Genomic DNA, 14,725 nt, shown 5'->3' with positions numbered 1-14,725 from the left:
TCGATGCCAACAGGCCCTCGCTCGGATCATCCAGTTGTCACCATCGGCGCGGTACGTCGCCCCGACCGGTTATTGGCTCGGGCGTAGATCGATCACGAGGTGGTTGTCGGGCTCCAACTCCGCTCCGGGCCACGCCGAACCGAACATCAAGACCGGCCCGTCCACCACCCAGCGGACATCCTCATCCGCGTCCCAATTCACGCCATCACGTACCGCTCGGCGTGCAGCGCTCACCAGGTCGTCTTCCTCGTACGCTCCTGGCCACCGAAGAAAAAGCCGTTCCGAGGACAGTTACGTCGTCATTGCCGGCTCGTCGCCCAGAACGTCGGGTTCGTGCAGCCTCACATCCGGGATCTCAACACGTCGAACTCACAGCCGGGCAGGGACGGGTCGAAGCCGTGCTCGACCAGCCAGCGGGCCGCCACCAGGCTTCGCCACGACCACCACCCGCGGATCACGTCGAGGTCGACATCGGTGCCGTAGCCGGCGACCACATCGTCAAGGTGCTCCTCGTGTCCAAGCGTCAGGACGGCGAGGTCGTACAGGGCATCGCCCTGGGCCGCCTCGGACCAGTCGATCACACCGGTGATCTCGTCATCATCGACGAACACGTGGGTGATCTGCAGGTCGCCGTGCATGAACACCGATTTCCACGGCCGCAGCGCAGCCTCAGCAACCTGGCGGTTACGGGTGACCACGTCCGTGGGAAGGACACCATTCGTGGCGAGCCACTCGCATTCGCCGTCGAGGCGCGACGCGATCTCGTCGAGGCGCCGACCGGGCCATGGCGGCAGAGGCGCGTCGTGCAGCGTCCGCGCGGTCGCACCCGCCGCGGCCCACGCCGCCGACGACGCGGGCGACGGCTCGCCGAGGCGGCCCAGTGCCATCCCGGGCAGGGCGGCGAGCGCGAGCACGGGTGGCTTGCGCCACAGGACCTGCGGAGTCGGGATCGGCGCCAGAGCCATCGCCTCGACCTCGACGTCGGTGCGCGTCTGATCACCGTCGATCTTCAGGAACACATCACCGACACGCAGGGTCGCCCGCTCGTCATGGGCGACGACGACCTTGACTTCCTCCACATCGGCCATTATCACGGGATGATCATCGAGGCCGCCCCGGGTTTATTTCGTGCGATCGAAGTGCGCTACGGCGCACAGGCAAGCGACCTGGCCGACTCGCGTACATTGGCACGTTCGGACACGAACGGCCGGCGCCGACAGGGCCTGTGGTGACATGTGCTGCGACGTTGAGCCGGTCGCCCGCTGGGCGATCGAGCACAGTCGCCCGGCCTGTGGCGTGATCGATCGGCGTCAGCATGATCATTCGCAGCTGGACTATTTTGTCGGTCCGAACATGTAGCGTCCAGAAGCATTCGCGAAGGAGGACGAGAGATGACCAACAGCAACGGCACCTCGGATTTCGAACCTGCGGTCCGTGCACTGGAGACGCTGCTGCATGGGGTGACAGATGACCAGCTCACCTGTCCCACTCCGTGTGAGAGGTGGACGGTCGGCGATCTGCTCGACCACCTCATGGGGCTGACGGTCGCGTTCCGGATCGCTGCTGAGAAAGGATCGGACGCTGCGCCCGCTGGTCCGGGCAACCCCTCGGTCGCGAACCTCGACCCGAAGTGGCGCAGCCAACTGCCGGTGCAACTCGACGAGTTGGTTGCCGCGTGGCGCAAGCCAACCGCATGGACGGGCCAGACCGCAGCCGGCGGGGTGGTGCTGCCGGCCGAGATCATGGGCATCGTCGCGCTCAACGAACTGGTCGTTCACGGATGGGATCTCGCCAGCGCGACCGGGCAGAAATACGACGTTGATGACCAGACCCTCGACACAGTCCACCGCCTGGTGTCCCAACAGTCCGGCAGCGACGGCACCCCCGGCCTGTTCGGGCCGTCAATTACCCAGCCCGCTGGTGCTCCCCTGCTCGACCGAGTCCTCGGACTCACCGGCCGCAGCCACCGGTGGACGTCCTAGCAATCGATACTCAGATCCGGCGAGGATGACAGCGGCAAGGACCTCTTGCTACCGATGCCCAGACCAGACCTTCTCAGTAACTGCGTGGTCGGCGGCCATGTGGGCTAGAGCCGCGAGCGCTTGCTGTGTCCCGGAGGCCATGTACGCGGCCCCACCGATACGGTCCGCTCCAGTGCCGCGAGGATCAGCTCAGCGATCTGAGGCTGGATAACCCCCGGGAGTCCGTCCCGATCGAGCCGGCGAAGAAGTACCTCCTGGGGGTTCCCCAGCGGAACCACATCCACGACTCCGACGCTCACCGCACGGACACGCCGTCGCCGTACCGGAGCCGGCGCGAAGCACCGGCCGCCGCCGCCCGGGCTGCCTCCGGGCTGGGGGCGGCCAGGGCCGCCTCGGCGATCTGGCGGCAGTCGTCCAGGGTGTGCGCGGCCAGGGAATCGCGCACCGCCGGGATGCTGCGGGGCGCCATGGACAGGCTGGTGATGCCCATGCCTGCCAGTACCAGGGCGAAATCGGGATCCGCGGCGGACTCTCCACACACACCGACTGGCTTGCCCGCCTCGACGCCGGCTGCCGCGCAGGAGGCGAGGAGCGCGATCAGCGCGGGCTGCCACGGGTCGAGCAGTTCAGCGAGGTCTCCGCACATGCGGTCAGCGGCGAACGTGTACTGGCTGAGGTCGTTGGTGCCGACGCTGAGGAAGTCCACGTGGCACAGCACCTGGCTGGCGCGCAGGGCCGCGGCCGGCACCTCGATCATCACGCCGGCGGTCGGCAGGCCGTGCTCGCGGCAGGACTCAGTGAACGCGGCCGCCTCCGCCGCCGTGGCGACCATCGGCGCCATCACCCACACGTCGGCGTCCGCCGCCGCAGCCGCCGTCGCGATCGCCGCCAGCTGCGTGGTAAGCACGGAAGGTGTCTGCCGCGCGACCCGCAGACCGCGGATGCCCAGCGCAGGGTTGGGTTCATCGGCCAAACGCAGGAACGGCAGCGGCTTGTCGGCGCCGGCGTCGAGGGTGCGCACGACGATCTTGCGGCCGGGCAGCGCGGCGAAGACGTCGCGATACGCGGCGACCTGCTCTTCGTGCGACGGCGGGTCGCTGCGGTCGAGGTAGAGCAGCTCGGTGCGGAACAGGCCGACGCCTTCAACCTCGCCGGTGAGGTCGCGGGCCGAGCCGATGTTGGCCAGTAGCGCGATGGGATGGCCGTCCGCGGTCCGCCCGGGGCCTTGGGAGCGGGCGCGGCGTTCGATCTCCGCGAGCCGGTCCGCGTTAACAGTGGTCACCGTCTCGGCGGAGACGCCGGCCACCACGACGCCGCTCGCGCCATCGAGACTGGCCAACGTGCCGTCGGGCACGTCCAGGATGCCCGCACAACGAACCACGGCCGGGATACCGAGTGTCCGGGCCAGGATCGTGGTGTGGCTGGTCGGCCCGCCCTCGGCCGTGACCAGGCCCAGCACCAGGGCCGGTTCGAGGCCGGCGGTGTCGGCGGGCGCCAGGTCGCGGGCGATGAGCAGGTACGGACGGCCAGGGTCCGGCACGCCCGGCATCGGCAACCCCAGGCACGCCGCGACGAGGCGGTCCCGCAGGTCGTCGAGGTCGCTGACCCGCTCGGCGAGGTACCCGCCCGCGGCTTCGAAGGCGGCCCGGTGCCCGGCGAGCACGTCGGTGATCGCGTGCGGCGCGTCCGCACCGCCGTCGATGGCGATGTCGGCCGCGTCGATGAGCGTCTCATCCTGCGCCATCATGACCTGCGCGCGCAGGACCTCGGCGGCGGTCGCGTCCAGGGCGGTGTCGGCGCGACGGGTCAGGTCGGCGGCGACGGCGAGGACCGCGGCCCGGACGGTCGCCTTCTCGGCCCCGGGATCAACGGTCTCCACCAACGGCGGCAGGGCCGGAGGCGGGGCCAGCCGGTAGACCGGCCCCGCCGCACCACCGGGGCTGGCCCCGATTCCCCGAAGTTCACGCATCGACGGCGTCCAGATCACGTTCGAGGAGGTCGGCCAGGGTGTCGACGGCGGCCTGCGCGCCATCGCCGTCGGCCTCCAGGGTGACCTCGGTGCCCTTCTTGGCGCCGAGCGACAGCACGGCGAGCATGCTGCGGGCCGGCACGGGTTTCTTGTCGCTGGTGCGGATGGTGACCAGCACCGGCTGCTTCGCCGCTTCGGCGACGAACAGCGCCGCCGGGCGGGCGTGCAGCCCGCTGGCGGAGCCGACGAGGACTGTTCTGGTGGGCAACGGATCCTCCTACGGTTCGATCGTCACCTTGATCGCTTCGCCGCGCGCCACGATGCCGAAGGCGTCGAGGGCGCGGTCGAGCGGCAGGCGGTGGGTGATGAGGTCGGCGACCGGCACGGAGCCGTTGGCGATGAGTCGCAGCGCTTCCTTGTTGTGCTCCGGGCTGGAGCCGTTGGCACCGACGATGGTCAGTTCGCGGTAGTGCACGAGGTTGGAGTCCAGGGAGATGACCGGCTTGTCCTTCGGCAGGCCGCCGAAGAAGCTGATCCGGCCCTGCCGCGCGGTCATCTGCACCGCCTGCTCCTGGGCGGCGCCAGCGGCCGTGGCGGTGATGACGACGTCGGCGCCCCGGCCCTCGGTGAGCTTGAGCACCGCGTCGACGACGTCGGTCTCGGCGCCGCAGATCGCCGCGTCCGGCTGCACCAGGTTGGCGGCCAGGTCGAGGCGTTCGCGGTTGAGGTCGACGAGGAACACCCGGGCCGCGCCGCGCGCCCGGGCCAGGCGGACATGCAGGCAGCCGATCGGCCCGGAGCCCACGACGACCACGTCGTCGCCCTCCCCCACACCGGCGAGGTTCTGGCCGTTGAGGACGCAGGCGAGGGGCTCGGCGACGGACGCCTCGGCGAAGCTGAGTCCCTCGGGGATCCGGTTGAGCCCGTCGACGTCGAGGACGTTGTGCGGCACGACCAGGTATTCGGCGAACCCGCCGTCGAAGTGGTATCCCATCGACACCTGGTTGGGGCACACGGTCATCCGGCCGCGCCGGCACTCGGCGCACGTACCGCACGGGATGGCGGCGATGACCTGGACCCGGTCCCCCGGCTGCCAGCCCGTGACGTCGCCACCGACTTCGACGATCTCGCCGGCGATCTCGTGGCCCATGACGCGCGGCGGGGCGATGTGGTGGTGGCCGAAGCGGGAGATCTTCACGTCGGTGCCGCAGGTGGAGCATGCCCGGACGCGGATCTTCACGTCGGTGGGGCCCGGCGTGGGCTCGGGCGCGTCCTCAATGCGGATGTCACCGGGTGCGTGGAATCGGACAACCTTCACGATGGCTTCCCTTCAAGAATAGTGATCACGTCATCGGCACTCGTCGACTCTCGTAGCCGCTGCGCCTGCGCCGGGTCCATCAGCACCGAGGCGAGCTGAGCCAGGATGTCCACGTGCCCGTCGCCGGCCGCGGCGATGGCGACGCAGACCCGCACGTCGAAGCCGTCCCAGTCGACGCCGTCCGGGAAGCGCAGCACCGCGAGGGTGTCGCGCTGGACCGACTCCTTGCTGTTCAGCGTGCCGTGCGGGATGGCGACGCCCTCCCCGATGTACGTGGACACGCTCTGCTCGCGGGCGAGCATCGCGTCCACGTACGCCGGGGTGACCGCGCCGACCTCGACGAGCACCGCGCCGCAGCGGCGGATCGCCTCGTCCCGCGATCCGGCCCGCTCGTCGAGCCGAATCGCGTCACGGGCCAGCAGCTCAGCCACTCAGTTCACCACCGCGCTGCACCGCGTTCACGACCCTGGTGACGGCCGGGTCGCCGATGAACACCTGGATCGGCACGATCACCTTGTCGGGCGCGCTGACACGGGCCCGTGCGGCGAGCCCCTGGTGGCAGATGACCACGTCTGCGTCCGCCGGGATCGAGTTGACCGGCGTGTGCTCGACGGTCACCGCGTTCTTCGTCAGTTGCCGCCGTAGTTGGCTGGCCAGCATCACGCTGCTGCCCATGCCGGCGTCGCAGGCGACGACGACCTTCTTGATCTCGGTGCCGTTGATGGTGGGCATGATGTTCAGACCTCCTGCTTCGCCGACTTGTTGAGGGTCTCGTCCGGGCGGACGACCGTCTCCTCGTCCGGGCGGACAACCGCCTCCTCGTCCGGGCGGACAACCGCCTCCTCGTCCGGGCCGAGAGCGGCCTCGACGGGCTCGCCGCGGCCGAAGCCGAGCAGGGCCGAGGCGACCGCGAAGGTGACGGCGGCGGCGATCACGATGCCGAGAATGACCCCGAAGTAGCCGCCCTTGGGGGTGACCGCGAGGTAGGCGAAGATGCTGCCCGGCGAGGGGGTGGCGACCAGGCCCGCACCGGTGATCACGAAGGTGCCGACGCCTGCCGCGCCCCCGGCGATCATGGCGAGGATCAGCTTCGGCTTCATCAGCACGTACGGGAAGTAGATCTCGTGGATGCCGCCGAGGAACTGCACGATGATCGCGGCCGGGGTGCTGGCCCGCAGCGCGCGGGGGCCGAAGACCATGAAGGCGAGCAGCAGGCCGAGGCCGGGGCCAGGGTTCGACTCGATCATGAACAGGATCGACTTGCCCTTGTCGGCCGCCTCGGCGATGCCCAGCGGGCCGAACACGCCGTGGTTGATGGCGTTGTTGAGGAAGAGCACCTTGGCAGGTTCGACGAGCACCGAGGTCAGCGGCAGCAGGTCCTTGTCGACGAGCCAGTCGACGCCCGAGCCGGCCTGCTTGGTGAGCCATTCGACCACCGGGCCGATGCCGTAGACACCGCCGATGGCCATCGCGGCGCCGATGATGCCGGCGCTGAAGTTGTCGACCAGCATCTCGAAGCCGGGACGGATCTTGTCTTCGACCAGGCCGTCGAACAGCTTGAGGACGTAGGCCGTGAGCGGGCCAATGATCATCGCGCCGAGGATCATTGGCACATCCGCGCCGACGACGAGGCCCATGGTCGCCACCGCGGCCACGACGGCACCGCGCTGGCCGTGGACCAGCCGGCCGCCGGTGTAGCCGATGAGCACCGGTAGCAGGATGCTGATTATCGGCCCGACCAGTTCGGCCAGGGTCTTGTTGGGGATCCAGCCGGTCGGGATGAACAGTGCGGTGATCAGGCCCCAGGCGATGAACGCGCCGATGTTGGGCATGACCATCGCGGCCAAGTAGCCGCCGAGGCGTTGCACCGTGGCTCTGAGGCCCTGGCCCTTTACCTCTGGGGTGTAGGAGGAGGAGGTCACGGGGGTATCTCCTTCAGGAGTGGCGGTCCAGACGGCCGCAGGGGAAGAAGCTCGTCCGGCTAGGGGTGGATGGTGACGTCGTGGCGGAACAGGTCCGCGGGGCCGGGCATCCGGCTGCCGGGCAGGCTCACCGCGGCGGCGCCCCAGGCCAGGCCCTCAGCGAGGGCGGCGGCACCCTGCGCGCCCGCAGCGAGGAACCCGGCGAGCAGCGCATCGCCGGCACCGACGGTGCTGCGGGGCCGGGCGACCGGACAGGTGCCGGTGCGGACCCCTTCGGCGTTGACCAGGACAGCGCCGTCAGCGCCGAGGCTGGCCACGACCGTGCCGGCTCCCCATGCCCGCAGGCACTGAGCGGCATCGACCACATCGGCGAGGTCCGTCAGCGGGGTGCCGACCACTTCGGCCAGTTCGTCGCGGTTGGGCTTGAGCAGGGTCGCCCCGGCCAGGGCGGCCTCGCGCAGGGCAGGACCGCTGGTGTCGACGGCGACCCTGACGCCGGCAGCGCGCAGCTTCCGGCACAGCTGAGCGTAAGCGTCGGCGGGCAGACCGGGCGGGACGCTGCCGCACAGCACGACCCAGTCGGCACCGCCGGCGCGGGCGAGCACACGGTCGATCACCTCGTCGAACTCGGCGCGGCACATGGCCGGGCCAGGCTCGTTGATCTTGGTGACCGTGCCGTCGGGCTCGGCCAGGGTGATGTTGGAACGGGTCCTTCCGGAGATCGACACGGCGAGGACCTCCACACCCTCCGCCTTGAGTAGGCGGATGAGCTGGTTGCCCTCGTCACCGCCGGACGGCAACACTGCTACCGACGGCACCCCGTTGGCCAGCAGGGCACGGGATACGTTGACGCCCTTGCCGCCGGGGTCAAGGTGGGCCGTGGCAGCCCGGATGACCTCGCCCCGGGTGAGCGAGTCGACCTCCACGGCCCGGTCGAGGCTGGGATTGAGGGTGACGGTGACGATCATGCGCGTACCACCCGAACGCCCGCGGACTCCAGGTCACCAACCAGGTCGAGGTCGGCACGGCTGTCGGTGATGAGCAGGTCGAGGTCGGCCAGCTCAGCGAACCGGGCCAAATAGTCGTTGCCGAGCTTGGTGTGATCGGCGACCAGCACCGTGCGGCGGGCCGCACGGACCATCGCCCGCTTCACCGCCGCCTCGGCCGGGTCCGGGGTGGTCAGCCCACGCTCGACCGAGATGCCGTTGGTCCCGACGAACGCGACGTCGACGTAGAGGTCCGCCAACGGCAACAGCGCCCAGTCGTCGACGGTCGCGAGGGTCTTCCCGCGGACCCGTCCACCCAACAGCAGGACGTTGAGGTTGACATAGGTACTGAGGGTCGTGGCGATGACCGGCGAGTTGACCACGACGGTCAACTCTCGGTCGACCGGCAGCAGCTGGGCCAGCCGGGCGGTGGTGGTGCCGGCGTCGAGAATGATCGCGCCCTCCTCCGGCACCTCGCTCAAGGCGAGCTTGGCGATGCGCTCCTTCTCCTCGATGAGCACCGCGTCACGCGCCGCCAACGCGGGCTCGAACCCGAGCCGTTCGACCGGGATCGCTCCACCGTGGACCCGACGCAGCACCCCGGCCCGCTCCAGGATGGTGAGATCGCGGCGGATGGTCTCCGACGTCACGTTGAGCCCGTCGGCCAGGCCAGCCACCTCGACCCGGCCCACTTCCCGGGCGATGCGAAGGATCTCCTGCTGTCGTTCTTCGGCGTACATGTTGTTGTTTCACCGCCGTTTCGTTTTGCTTGTGCTTTGTTTACGCCCGGTTGTAGGGGAAGTCAAGAGATGGGCCACAGAAAGCCACACCGGCGGTATTCAGCAGGACGATCGGGACTCGGCGGAGCAGCTCACCACCGCCAGACCGGCCGCCGCCTCGACATCGTCGTCACCGCCGCGAGCGGGATGGACGGCCGACACCACGCCACCGGACACCTCGCCGCGATGAACAGCCCAGACACCAACCGGCCAGGCTGTCACCGTCATGTGTCGCTGAGTAGACAATCCGCAATCCCGGTGCAAGTCTTTGCCGCGTGCGACCCTCCCCAGAAGTCAGCGGTGCCAGCGGCACGGCAGCTGGCGCCCACTCCCCTGCGGACGGTCTGGGTGCGAGCATGGACCGTCCCGAAGATGTCGCCGCTCTGCGGCATCTGCAGCAGGTCCACGCGCCCGTGCTGCTGAGCTTCCTGACCCGACTGACCCGGGGCGACGTCCACCGCGCCGAGGACATCGTGCAGGAGACGGTGTTGCGGGCATGGCGGAATCCAGAGGCGCGTAACGCCGAGGGGCACTGGAACAGGGCCTGGCTGTTCACCGTGGCCAAACGTATTCTGATCGACCAGATGCGCTCCGCCGACGTCCGGCCGGCCGAGCTGCCGGTCGGCTACATCGATGATCACGCGCAGCCGGACGACGCCATCGAGCGCCTCCTCGACGCGCGTGAGGTCCGGGCCGCGCTCGACTCCCTGCCCGAGCGGCTGCGCATCACGCTGGTCGAGATCTTCTTCCGGGAACGGTCGGTATCCGAGGCCGCCGACGCCCTCGACGTCCCGGCCGGCACCGTCAAGTCACGCACCTTCTACGCCCTGCGGGCCATGCGAGAGGCACTCGTCAGCCGTGGCTTCGATTTCGGTCCCGCAGGCCAGCGACGATCGACCGGCGACGGCGATGCGGGCAAGGGCACGCCAAGAAAATTCGAGCAGCTGTGAACCCGGGTGGCTGCCGTGCCGTCATGTGCACGAGACCTCTCCACCCCTGAGCGTAAGAGTGAGTCGATGACAAAATCCGCAAGTGGCCAGCACCGCCCGTGGCGACGGCTCATATCGTCAACGCGGAAGCGCGTCGAGATCGTGGCCCTGGTCGGCATCATCGTGGCGTGCGGGGCCGTCGGTCTGGAAATGGCCGCCACCGCCGACCCGGACAAGCTGGCCGGCGAGCCCGTTCCGGAAGGCGACCTGCCCGCCATCGTGGAGGCGGCCCTGTCCTGCCCCACCCTCAACCCGCCGAAGCTCGCCGCGCAGATCATGGCGGCGTCCGGCTTCAAGGGTGGCCCCGACAAGATCGCCGGCCTCGACCAGGCCGCGTGGGAGAGGTGGCGGCCCTCGTCGGATGCCAACCGCGCCGACCGGCGGGCGAACATCATCGCGTTGGGTCACCGGACCTGTGAGAACGTCGGCCACCTTCGGGAAGCCGACCTCGACGGTGACCTCTGGCCAGCCGCCATCGCGGCGGAGCAGACCGGGGTCAAGGCGGTGCTCGACGCGCGCGGCGTCCCGAAGGACGCCAAGACCTACGTCGACAAGGTGAAGGGGTACGCGGCCTGGTACGCCGAGCAGCCGCAGTTCTCCGAGAAGGAGAGAGCCGAGCCGGCCAGCACCGGGGCGGCCAGCGAACTCAAGGTGCCCGACTCTCTCGTACAGCCGATCCAGACCGCCGGAAAGTTGTGCCCACAGATCACGCCGGCCAGGATCGCGGCACAGTTGCGGACGCTGTCCGGCTTCGACGTGAACAAGCGAACGTCGGACCGTCAGGGCGTCGCCCAGTTCACGCCCGCCCTGTGGGAGAAGTACCAGCCGGGCACGGACACGTCGGTGTGGCGACCCGCGGACGCGATCCCGGCGCTCGGCGTCGCCATGTGCGACATGGCGCAGCAGTTGTCCGGGCTCAACGGCGAGGACCCGTACCGGCTGGCGCTGAGCGCGTACCAGTGGGGAATCGACCCGGTGCGGCGCGCGGCCGGGCTGCCCCGTGTCAACGTCAGCCAGCTGGCCGACGAGGTTCCGGCCCACGTCGCGGAGTACGAGAAGGACAGCCGGTTGTCCGTGCCCACCGCGAAGCCGAGCCCCACGCCGTCGGCGAGCCCCTCGCCGTCGGCGAGCCCGAGCGTCCAGGCCTCGCCGAGCAGGAGCCCACTCGCCCAGCCTACGAACCAGCCCAGCAAGCCCGCCGAGGAGAAGCCCCAGGGCCCGAGGCTGTTCGCGTACGAGGCGGGTGCCAAGTACCGCCTGACGAGCCCGTGGGCCGCGTCGCTGGTGGAGCTCCCGGGCATCAACGCGAACACGCAGCCCGGCACCCGGGTCCAGCTCTGGAAGGACGATGGGCATGACGACCAGCGCTGGCGGCTCTACCCCGCGCCGGACAGGCGGCACGTCATCATCGTGAACGCCTGGAACAACATGGCCCTGGGTGTGGAGGACAGGTCCATGCAACAGAACGCGAAAATGGCGGTGTACGCACGTGACGACAACGACCAGAATCAGCAGTGGCTGCTGGAGGACGTCGGTGCCGAAAAGGTGGTCATGACCAACCGCCGCTCCGGCCAGGTGATGGAGCTGCTCGGCGAGGATATCGGGCCCACGAGGGACAACGGCACCACCTGGAACGGATACTGGGTCGAACAGTTGGAGCGCCGGGACAACCAGAGAGACCAGAAGTGGAAATTCGTGAAGCAGTGACGCCGGCCGGGCGCGGCGGACCAGGAAGCTGAGCGGCGTGCCGGACCTACCCGCCCTGGGCGACCATGTGACGGACCTACTGGGTCCGCACTACATGGGCGTCCTCGATCCGGCCGACAGTGACGCCGTCGACCGGCACCTGCGCGACTGCGCGCACTGCCGGGCGGCGGCCCACGAGGTGTGCGAGGTCGTCGCCGCCCTCGCACTGCTCAGCGACGATGTGGCTGTCGAGGAGGCGTCGCCGGTCACCCAGCCGGCGGCGCCCCCTGCCCGCCTTGGCCGCTCCGACGCGGTCCGGCCGGCCGGGGGGCGTTCGGGCCCCGCCGGGCCCGGGCGGCAGCCGCGCCCCCGGCGGCAGCGGCTCGCGCTGATGCGGGCCGGTCTGGCGCTTGCGGTGGTGCTGTTCGTCGGCTTCGGCGCCCTCTTCGTGATGGATCGGATGAGTGACGAGGCCGGGCCTGAGGTGGTGACGGTCGCGGCGACCGGGAGTGAGCCCCGCACCGGTGCGACCGTCTCGGTGTTCGCGTCGGAGACCGACGGCGGAGTGCACGTGCGGGTCACGGTCACCGGCCTGCGCGCGGGCACCGTCTACAAGCTGTACGCGGTGACGCTCGACGGCCAGGCGCACGAGATCGCGACGTGGACCAGCGCCGACACCGTGCAGGAAGTCTCCGGCGATCTGCCGGTGGCCCTGAACGACCTGGCCTTCGTGAGGATCAGCATGGCGGACGGCTCACCGGCGGTCACGGTGCAACTTCCCAGGGCAACGCCCGCGACAACGCGCTGAGACACGCCGCCTCTGCGTCTGGCGAGCGCCGGATGGCGGCGTGGCACGACGGGATCCGATGCCGCCGCAGAATGCGTCCGGCCGTGAACCACGGCGCTGTTTCGGCCGTCGTGTGTGCAGATCCGCCCTGGGCGACGACAAAGGGAAGTAGAGAATGTTCTGGATCACCCGGTCGGCACGCGGTGCCTGCCTCGCGGTGTGCGTCATGGTGGCTCTGATCGTGGGAGTCGTGACTCCGGCTTCGGCCGCCGACGAATACGTCAAGTTCTACGCCGTCGCGCCGTCGTACCAAGGAGAGCCGGAGAACCTCATCAGTATCGCCGCCCGGTTCCTCGGCGACGGGGCTCGCTCCGTCGAGATCCGCAACCTCAACTCCGGCCGCCGCCAACCCGACGGCGGCACCCTCAAGGACCCGGGCCCGTTGCGGGCGGGCTGGCTGCTGGTGCTGCCCTGGGACGCCGTCGGCGAGGGCGTCAAGTACGGTGTGCTGCCCGACAAGGCGCCGACCACACCGGTCAAACCGCAGCCCGGCAAGCCCGGCAAGCCTGCGGCCACGCCCACCGCCAAGGCGCGCCCCGTCGTCCCGCCCGCGCGGGTCGCCGGTGCCGCCACGGTCCCGAGCAAGGCGCCGACACAGCGCCCCGCGAAGAAGGGGCAGTGTGCGACCACGGCGGCGTCGAGCAGTCGCTCCGACTGGGCAAGCCTGCGCCTGGCCGCCGACCAGGCCTGGCCGCAGAGCCGCGGCAAGGGGCAGCTCGTGGCGATCGTTGACTCTGGTGTGGATGGCAGCCTGCCGACGCTCAGTGGTCACGTGGCCGTCGGCATGGACATAGTCAGCGGCAGCGGCCGCGGCGACACCGACTGCCTCGGCTCGGGCACCGCCATGGCCGGTCTGGTGGTCGGGCAGTCCACCAAGGGCAGTGACGTCATGGGCGTCGCCCCCGACGCCACCGTGATGCCGGTCCGGGTGATGGGCAACGACGCCAAGGTCCAGCCCGCCGACGGCGCCTCGGCCATCGAGGCCACCGCCGAGGCGGGTGCGACAGTCATCGCGCTGGGCGACTTCGTCGACACGACCAAGCCCGAGGTGGCCAAGGCGATCACGGCTGCGGTGGACCGGGGCGTCGTCGTGGTGATCGGCGCTTCACGTGCTTCCGTTCCGGCCAACCCGGACGCGGAGATCGGCCCCGGTGTCCTGCGGGTGGGTGGCGTGGCCGTCGACGGCCAGCGCGCCGCCGACTACCGCGGTGGTGGCCTCGACGTGGTCGCCCCGGGTGTCAACGTGAGCAGCGTCGGGATCACCGGTGTCGGCGCCGTCGCGGGCAGCGGCACCCAGTACGCGGTGGCCTTTGTCGCCGGCGCCGTCGCGCTGGTCCGGGCCGCATACCCGGACCTGAGCCCGGAGCAGGTCGCCCATCGTCTCCAGGTGACGTCGGACAAGATGGGCGACGGCGCACAGCCCGACGGTCGGTACGGCTGGGGCATGATCAATCCCGCCGCAGCGGTCACGAAGGTGCTGCCCGAGGAGGCCGAGGCGGCCTCGTCGGGGCGGGAATCGGGCGGACGGCTCACCTCCGGCAGCTCCGGCGGACGGTCGGCGTTGCTGGCCATCGTGGCGCTGGTCGCGCTCGCGGCGGCGGTGCTGCTCGTGTTCCGGATCCGCCGGCTGCTGCGCGATGGGACCGAGGACGACGGTGACGACGACGGTCCTCGGCCGGTGACCGCCGCACCGCCGGTGCGCGGCGGCGCTCTGCCTCCGGCCTCCGTGCCCCGGGCGCCGTTGGCCTCCCGTAAACCGGACAGTGACCCGCCGCCTCCGGACGGCGGGAAGCGCGACCCGGAGGACGAGCAAGCCGGCCGCAACGCGCCCGTGGCCAGCGGCGGGCCAGGGACCCGGGCCGAGACCGTGGCACTGCCGAAGGCGTCGATCGGAGCCAGGTCGCCCAAGCAGCGTCCAGACGAGCCATGACCGGCACCCGCTCCGGGCCGCCGGTGGTGATGCCGCCGCGCGACCCCGGCGCCCCGTCCGCCAAGCTGACCCAGCGCAAACGAGTTCGTCCGGGCGTTCGTCGAGCACCCGGACCGTGTCGGGCTGGTGGCAGCCTCTGCCGCCGTGCTCACCCGGTTCGTTTACCTGATCATGGACTGCTGAGCCTGCGGGGACATGGTTGTCGTCCCCACTTGGAGGACTACAGCGCCGCGGGCACTGGTGGCAGGCTGACGTTTGTCGAAGCAGGACGAGGGGATGAGGGTGCGGTGACCGTTCCTCGGCAGGGCAAAAAAGGC

Annotated in this window: 17 protein-coding genes; 6 read left to right on the top strand and 11 right to left on the bottom strand. The window is 70.2% G+C overall.

Annotation, left to right across the window (positions count from 1 at the left end; translation table 11 throughout):
- Window positions 1-69 precede the first annotated feature (69 nt).
- Window positions 70-234, bottom strand: a complete 165-nt coding sequence (locus tag ABZS37_RS01285) for an Imm21 family immunity protein (RefSeq protein WP_355164792.1) — start codon at window positions 232-234, stop codon at window positions 70-72.
- A gap of 107 nt (window positions 235-341) precedes the next feature.
- Window positions 342-1,088 carry a phosphotransferase gene (locus ABZS37_RS01280; RefSeq protein ID WP_355164791.1) on the bottom strand — a complete coding sequence of 249 codons (747 nt, stop codon included), beginning with the start codon at window positions 1,086-1,088 and terminating at the stop codon, window positions 342-344.
- A gap of 9 nt (window positions 1,089-1,097) precedes the next feature.
- On the opposite strand from ABZS37_RS01280, the gene ABZS37_RS01275 reads away from it, so the two are divergent.
- Together ABZS37_RS01275 and ABZS37_RS01270 are read left to right on the top strand one after the other, a co-directional pair.
- Complete coding sequence (locus tag ABZS37_RS01275) at window positions 1,098-1,232, top strand: hypothetical protein (protein ID WP_355164790.1); 135 nt, start codon at window positions 1,098-1,100, stop codon at window positions 1,230-1,232.
- Window positions 1,233-1,391: 159 nt separating this feature from the next.
- The gene (locus ABZS37_RS01270) at window positions 1,392-1,982 is read left to right on the top strand and encodes a TIGR03086 family metal-binding protein (RefSeq protein WP_355164789.1); all 591 of its coding nucleotides are present in this window, start codon (window positions 1,392-1,394) and stop codon (window positions 1,980-1,982) included.
- Between the two features lie 295 nt (window positions 1,983-2,277).
- On the opposite strand, the gene ptsP is transcribed toward ABZS37_RS01270, so the two are convergent.
- The 9 genes from ptsP to ABZS37_RS01225 all read right to left on the bottom strand — a co-directional run bounded on the left by ptsP (window position 2,278) and on the right by ABZS37_RS01225 (window position 9,184).
- Complete coding sequence (gene ptsP / locus ABZS37_RS01265; RefSeq protein WP_355164788.1) at window positions 2,278-3,951, bottom strand: phosphoenolpyruvate--protein phosphotransferase; 1,674 nt, start codon at window positions 3,949-3,951, stop codon at window positions 2,278-2,280.
- On the bottom strand, window positions 3,944-4,219 hold the full coding sequence (locus ABZS37_RS01260) for an HPr family phosphocarrier protein (RefSeq protein WP_355164787.1): 276 nt from the start codon (window positions 4,217-4,219) through the stop codon (window positions 3,944-3,946). Before ABZS37_RS01260 ends, ptsP begins: the two co-directional genes overlap by 8 nt.
- A gap of 9 nt (window positions 4,220-4,228) precedes the next feature.
- A complete protein-coding gene (locus ABZS37_RS01255) occupies window positions 4,229-5,269 on the bottom strand; it encodes a zinc-dependent dehydrogenase (RefSeq protein WP_355164786.1) in 1,041 nt (346 codons plus the stop codon).
- Window positions 5,266-5,700, bottom strand: coding sequence for a PTS sugar transporter subunit IIA (locus tag ABZS37_RS01250; RefSeq protein ID WP_355164785.1), 435 nt, complete (start codon window positions 5,698-5,700; stop codon window positions 5,266-5,268). The genes ABZS37_RS01255 and ABZS37_RS01250 overlap by 4 nt, the downstream gene beginning before the upstream one ends.
- Window positions 5,693-6,001: a PTS lactose transporter subunit IIB gene (locus ABZS37_RS01245; RefSeq protein WP_355164784.1), complete on the bottom strand. Its 309-nt coding sequence runs from the start codon at window positions 5,999-6,001 to the stop codon at window positions 5,693-5,695. Before ABZS37_RS01245 ends, ABZS37_RS01250 begins: the two co-directional genes overlap by 8 nt.
- 5 nt (window positions 6,002-6,006) lie before the next feature.
- Window positions 6,007-7,191: a PTS mannitol transporter subunit IICB gene (locus ABZS37_RS01240; RefSeq protein WP_355164783.1), complete on the bottom strand. Its 1,185-nt coding sequence runs from the start codon at window positions 7,189-7,191 to the stop codon at window positions 6,007-6,009.
- 59 nt (window positions 7,192-7,250) lie between these two features.
- The gene (gene pfkB, locus ABZS37_RS01235) at window positions 7,251-8,159 is read right to left on the bottom strand and encodes a 1-phosphofructokinase (protein ID WP_355164782.1); all 909 of its coding nucleotides are present in this window, start codon (window positions 8,157-8,159) and stop codon (window positions 7,251-7,253) included.
- A complete protein-coding gene (locus ABZS37_RS01230) occupies window positions 8,156-8,917 on the bottom strand; it encodes a DeoR/GlpR family DNA-binding transcription regulator (RefSeq protein WP_355164781.1) in 762 nt (253 codons plus the stop codon). The genes pfkB and ABZS37_RS01230 overlap by 4 nt, the downstream gene beginning before the upstream one ends.
- A 99-nt stretch (window positions 8,918-9,016) precedes the next feature.
- Window positions 9,017-9,184, bottom strand: a complete 168-nt coding sequence (locus ABZS37_RS01225; protein ID WP_355164780.1) for a hypothetical protein — start codon at window positions 9,182-9,184, stop codon at window positions 9,017-9,019.
- A 128-nt stretch (window positions 9,185-9,312) separates the two neighbouring features.
- Between ABZS37_RS01225 and ABZS37_RS01220 the strand changes: the two genes are divergently transcribed.
- The 4 genes from ABZS37_RS01220 to ABZS37_RS01205 all read left to right on the top strand — a co-directional run bounded on the left by ABZS37_RS01220 (window position 9,313) and on the right by ABZS37_RS01205 (window position 14,408).
- Entirely contained in the window at window positions 9,313-9,906 is a 594-nt protein-coding gene (locus tag ABZS37_RS01220; RefSeq protein ID WP_355164779.1) for a sigma-70 family RNA polymerase sigma factor, read from the top strand.
- 66 nt (window positions 9,907-9,972) lie between these two features.
- Window positions 9,973-11,652 (top strand): RICIN domain-containing protein, encoded by a 1,680-nt coding sequence (locus tag ABZS37_RS01215; RefSeq protein WP_355164778.1) that lies wholly within the window; start codon window positions 9,973-9,975, stop codon window positions 11,650-11,652.
- Between the two features lie 37 nt (window positions 11,653-11,689).
- A complete protein-coding gene (locus ABZS37_RS01210) occupies window positions 11,690-12,439 on the top strand; it encodes a zf-HC2 domain-containing protein (RefSeq protein WP_355164777.1) in 750 nt (249 codons plus the stop codon).
- A 229-nt stretch (window positions 12,440-12,668) separates the two neighbouring features.
- Window positions 12,669-14,408: a S8 family serine peptidase gene (locus ABZS37_RS01205; RefSeq protein ID WP_355164776.1), complete on the top strand. Its 1,740-nt coding sequence runs from the start codon at window positions 12,669-12,671 to the stop codon at window positions 14,406-14,408.
- Window positions 14,409-14,725: the final 317 nt, after the last annotated feature.

The sequence above is a fragment of the Micromonospora sp. NPDC005413 genome (genome assembly GCF_040606435.1).
Lineage (GTDB): Bacteria > Actinomycetota > Actinomycetes > Mycobacteriales > Micromonosporaceae > Micromonospora.
The sequence above is the reverse complement of the archived record's forward strand: the minus strand, read 5'-3'. Positions and strand labels throughout refer to the sequence as shown.

Bases quoted from the DNA above. Each gene is read 5' to 3' on its own strand.
- ABZS37_RS01280 (WP_355164791.1), bottom strand. From the start codon at position 1,088: ATGGCCGATGTGGAGGAAGTCAAGGTCGTCGTCGCCCATGACGAGCGG.
- ABZS37_RS01275 (WP_355164790.1), top strand. From the start codon at position 1,098: ATGATCATCGAGGCCGCCCCGGGTTTATTTCGTGCGATCGAAGTGCGC.
- ABZS37_RS01270 (WP_355164789.1), top strand. From the start codon at position 1,392: ATGACCAACAGCAACGGCACCTCGGATTTCGAACCTGCGGTCCGTGCA.
- ptsP (WP_355164788.1), bottom strand. From the start codon at position 3,951: ATGCGTGAACTTCGGGGAATCGGGGCCAGCCCCGGTGGTGCGGCGGGG.
- ABZS37_RS01245 (WP_355164784.1), bottom strand. From the start codon at position 6,001: ATGCCCACCATCAACGGCACCGAGATCAAGAAGGTCGTCGTCGCCTGC.
- pfkB (WP_355164782.1), bottom strand. From the start codon at position 8,159: ATGATCGTCACCGTCACCCTCAATCCCAGCCTCGACCGGGCCGTGGAG.
- ABZS37_RS01230 (WP_355164781.1), bottom strand. From the start codon at position 8,917: ATGTACGCCGAAGAACGACAGCAGGAGATCCTTCGCATCGCCCGGGAA.
- ABZS37_RS01225 (WP_355164780.1), bottom strand. From the start codon at position 9,184: ATGACGGTGACAGCCTGGCCGGTTGGTGTCTGGGCTGTTCATCGCGGC.
- ABZS37_RS01220 (WP_355164779.1), top strand. From the start codon at position 9,313: ATGGACCGTCCCGAAGATGTCGCCGCTCTGCGGCATCTGCAGCAGGTC.
- ABZS37_RS01215 (WP_355164778.1), top strand. From the start codon at position 9,973: ATGACAAAATCCGCAAGTGGCCAGCACCGCCCGTGGCGACGGCTCATA.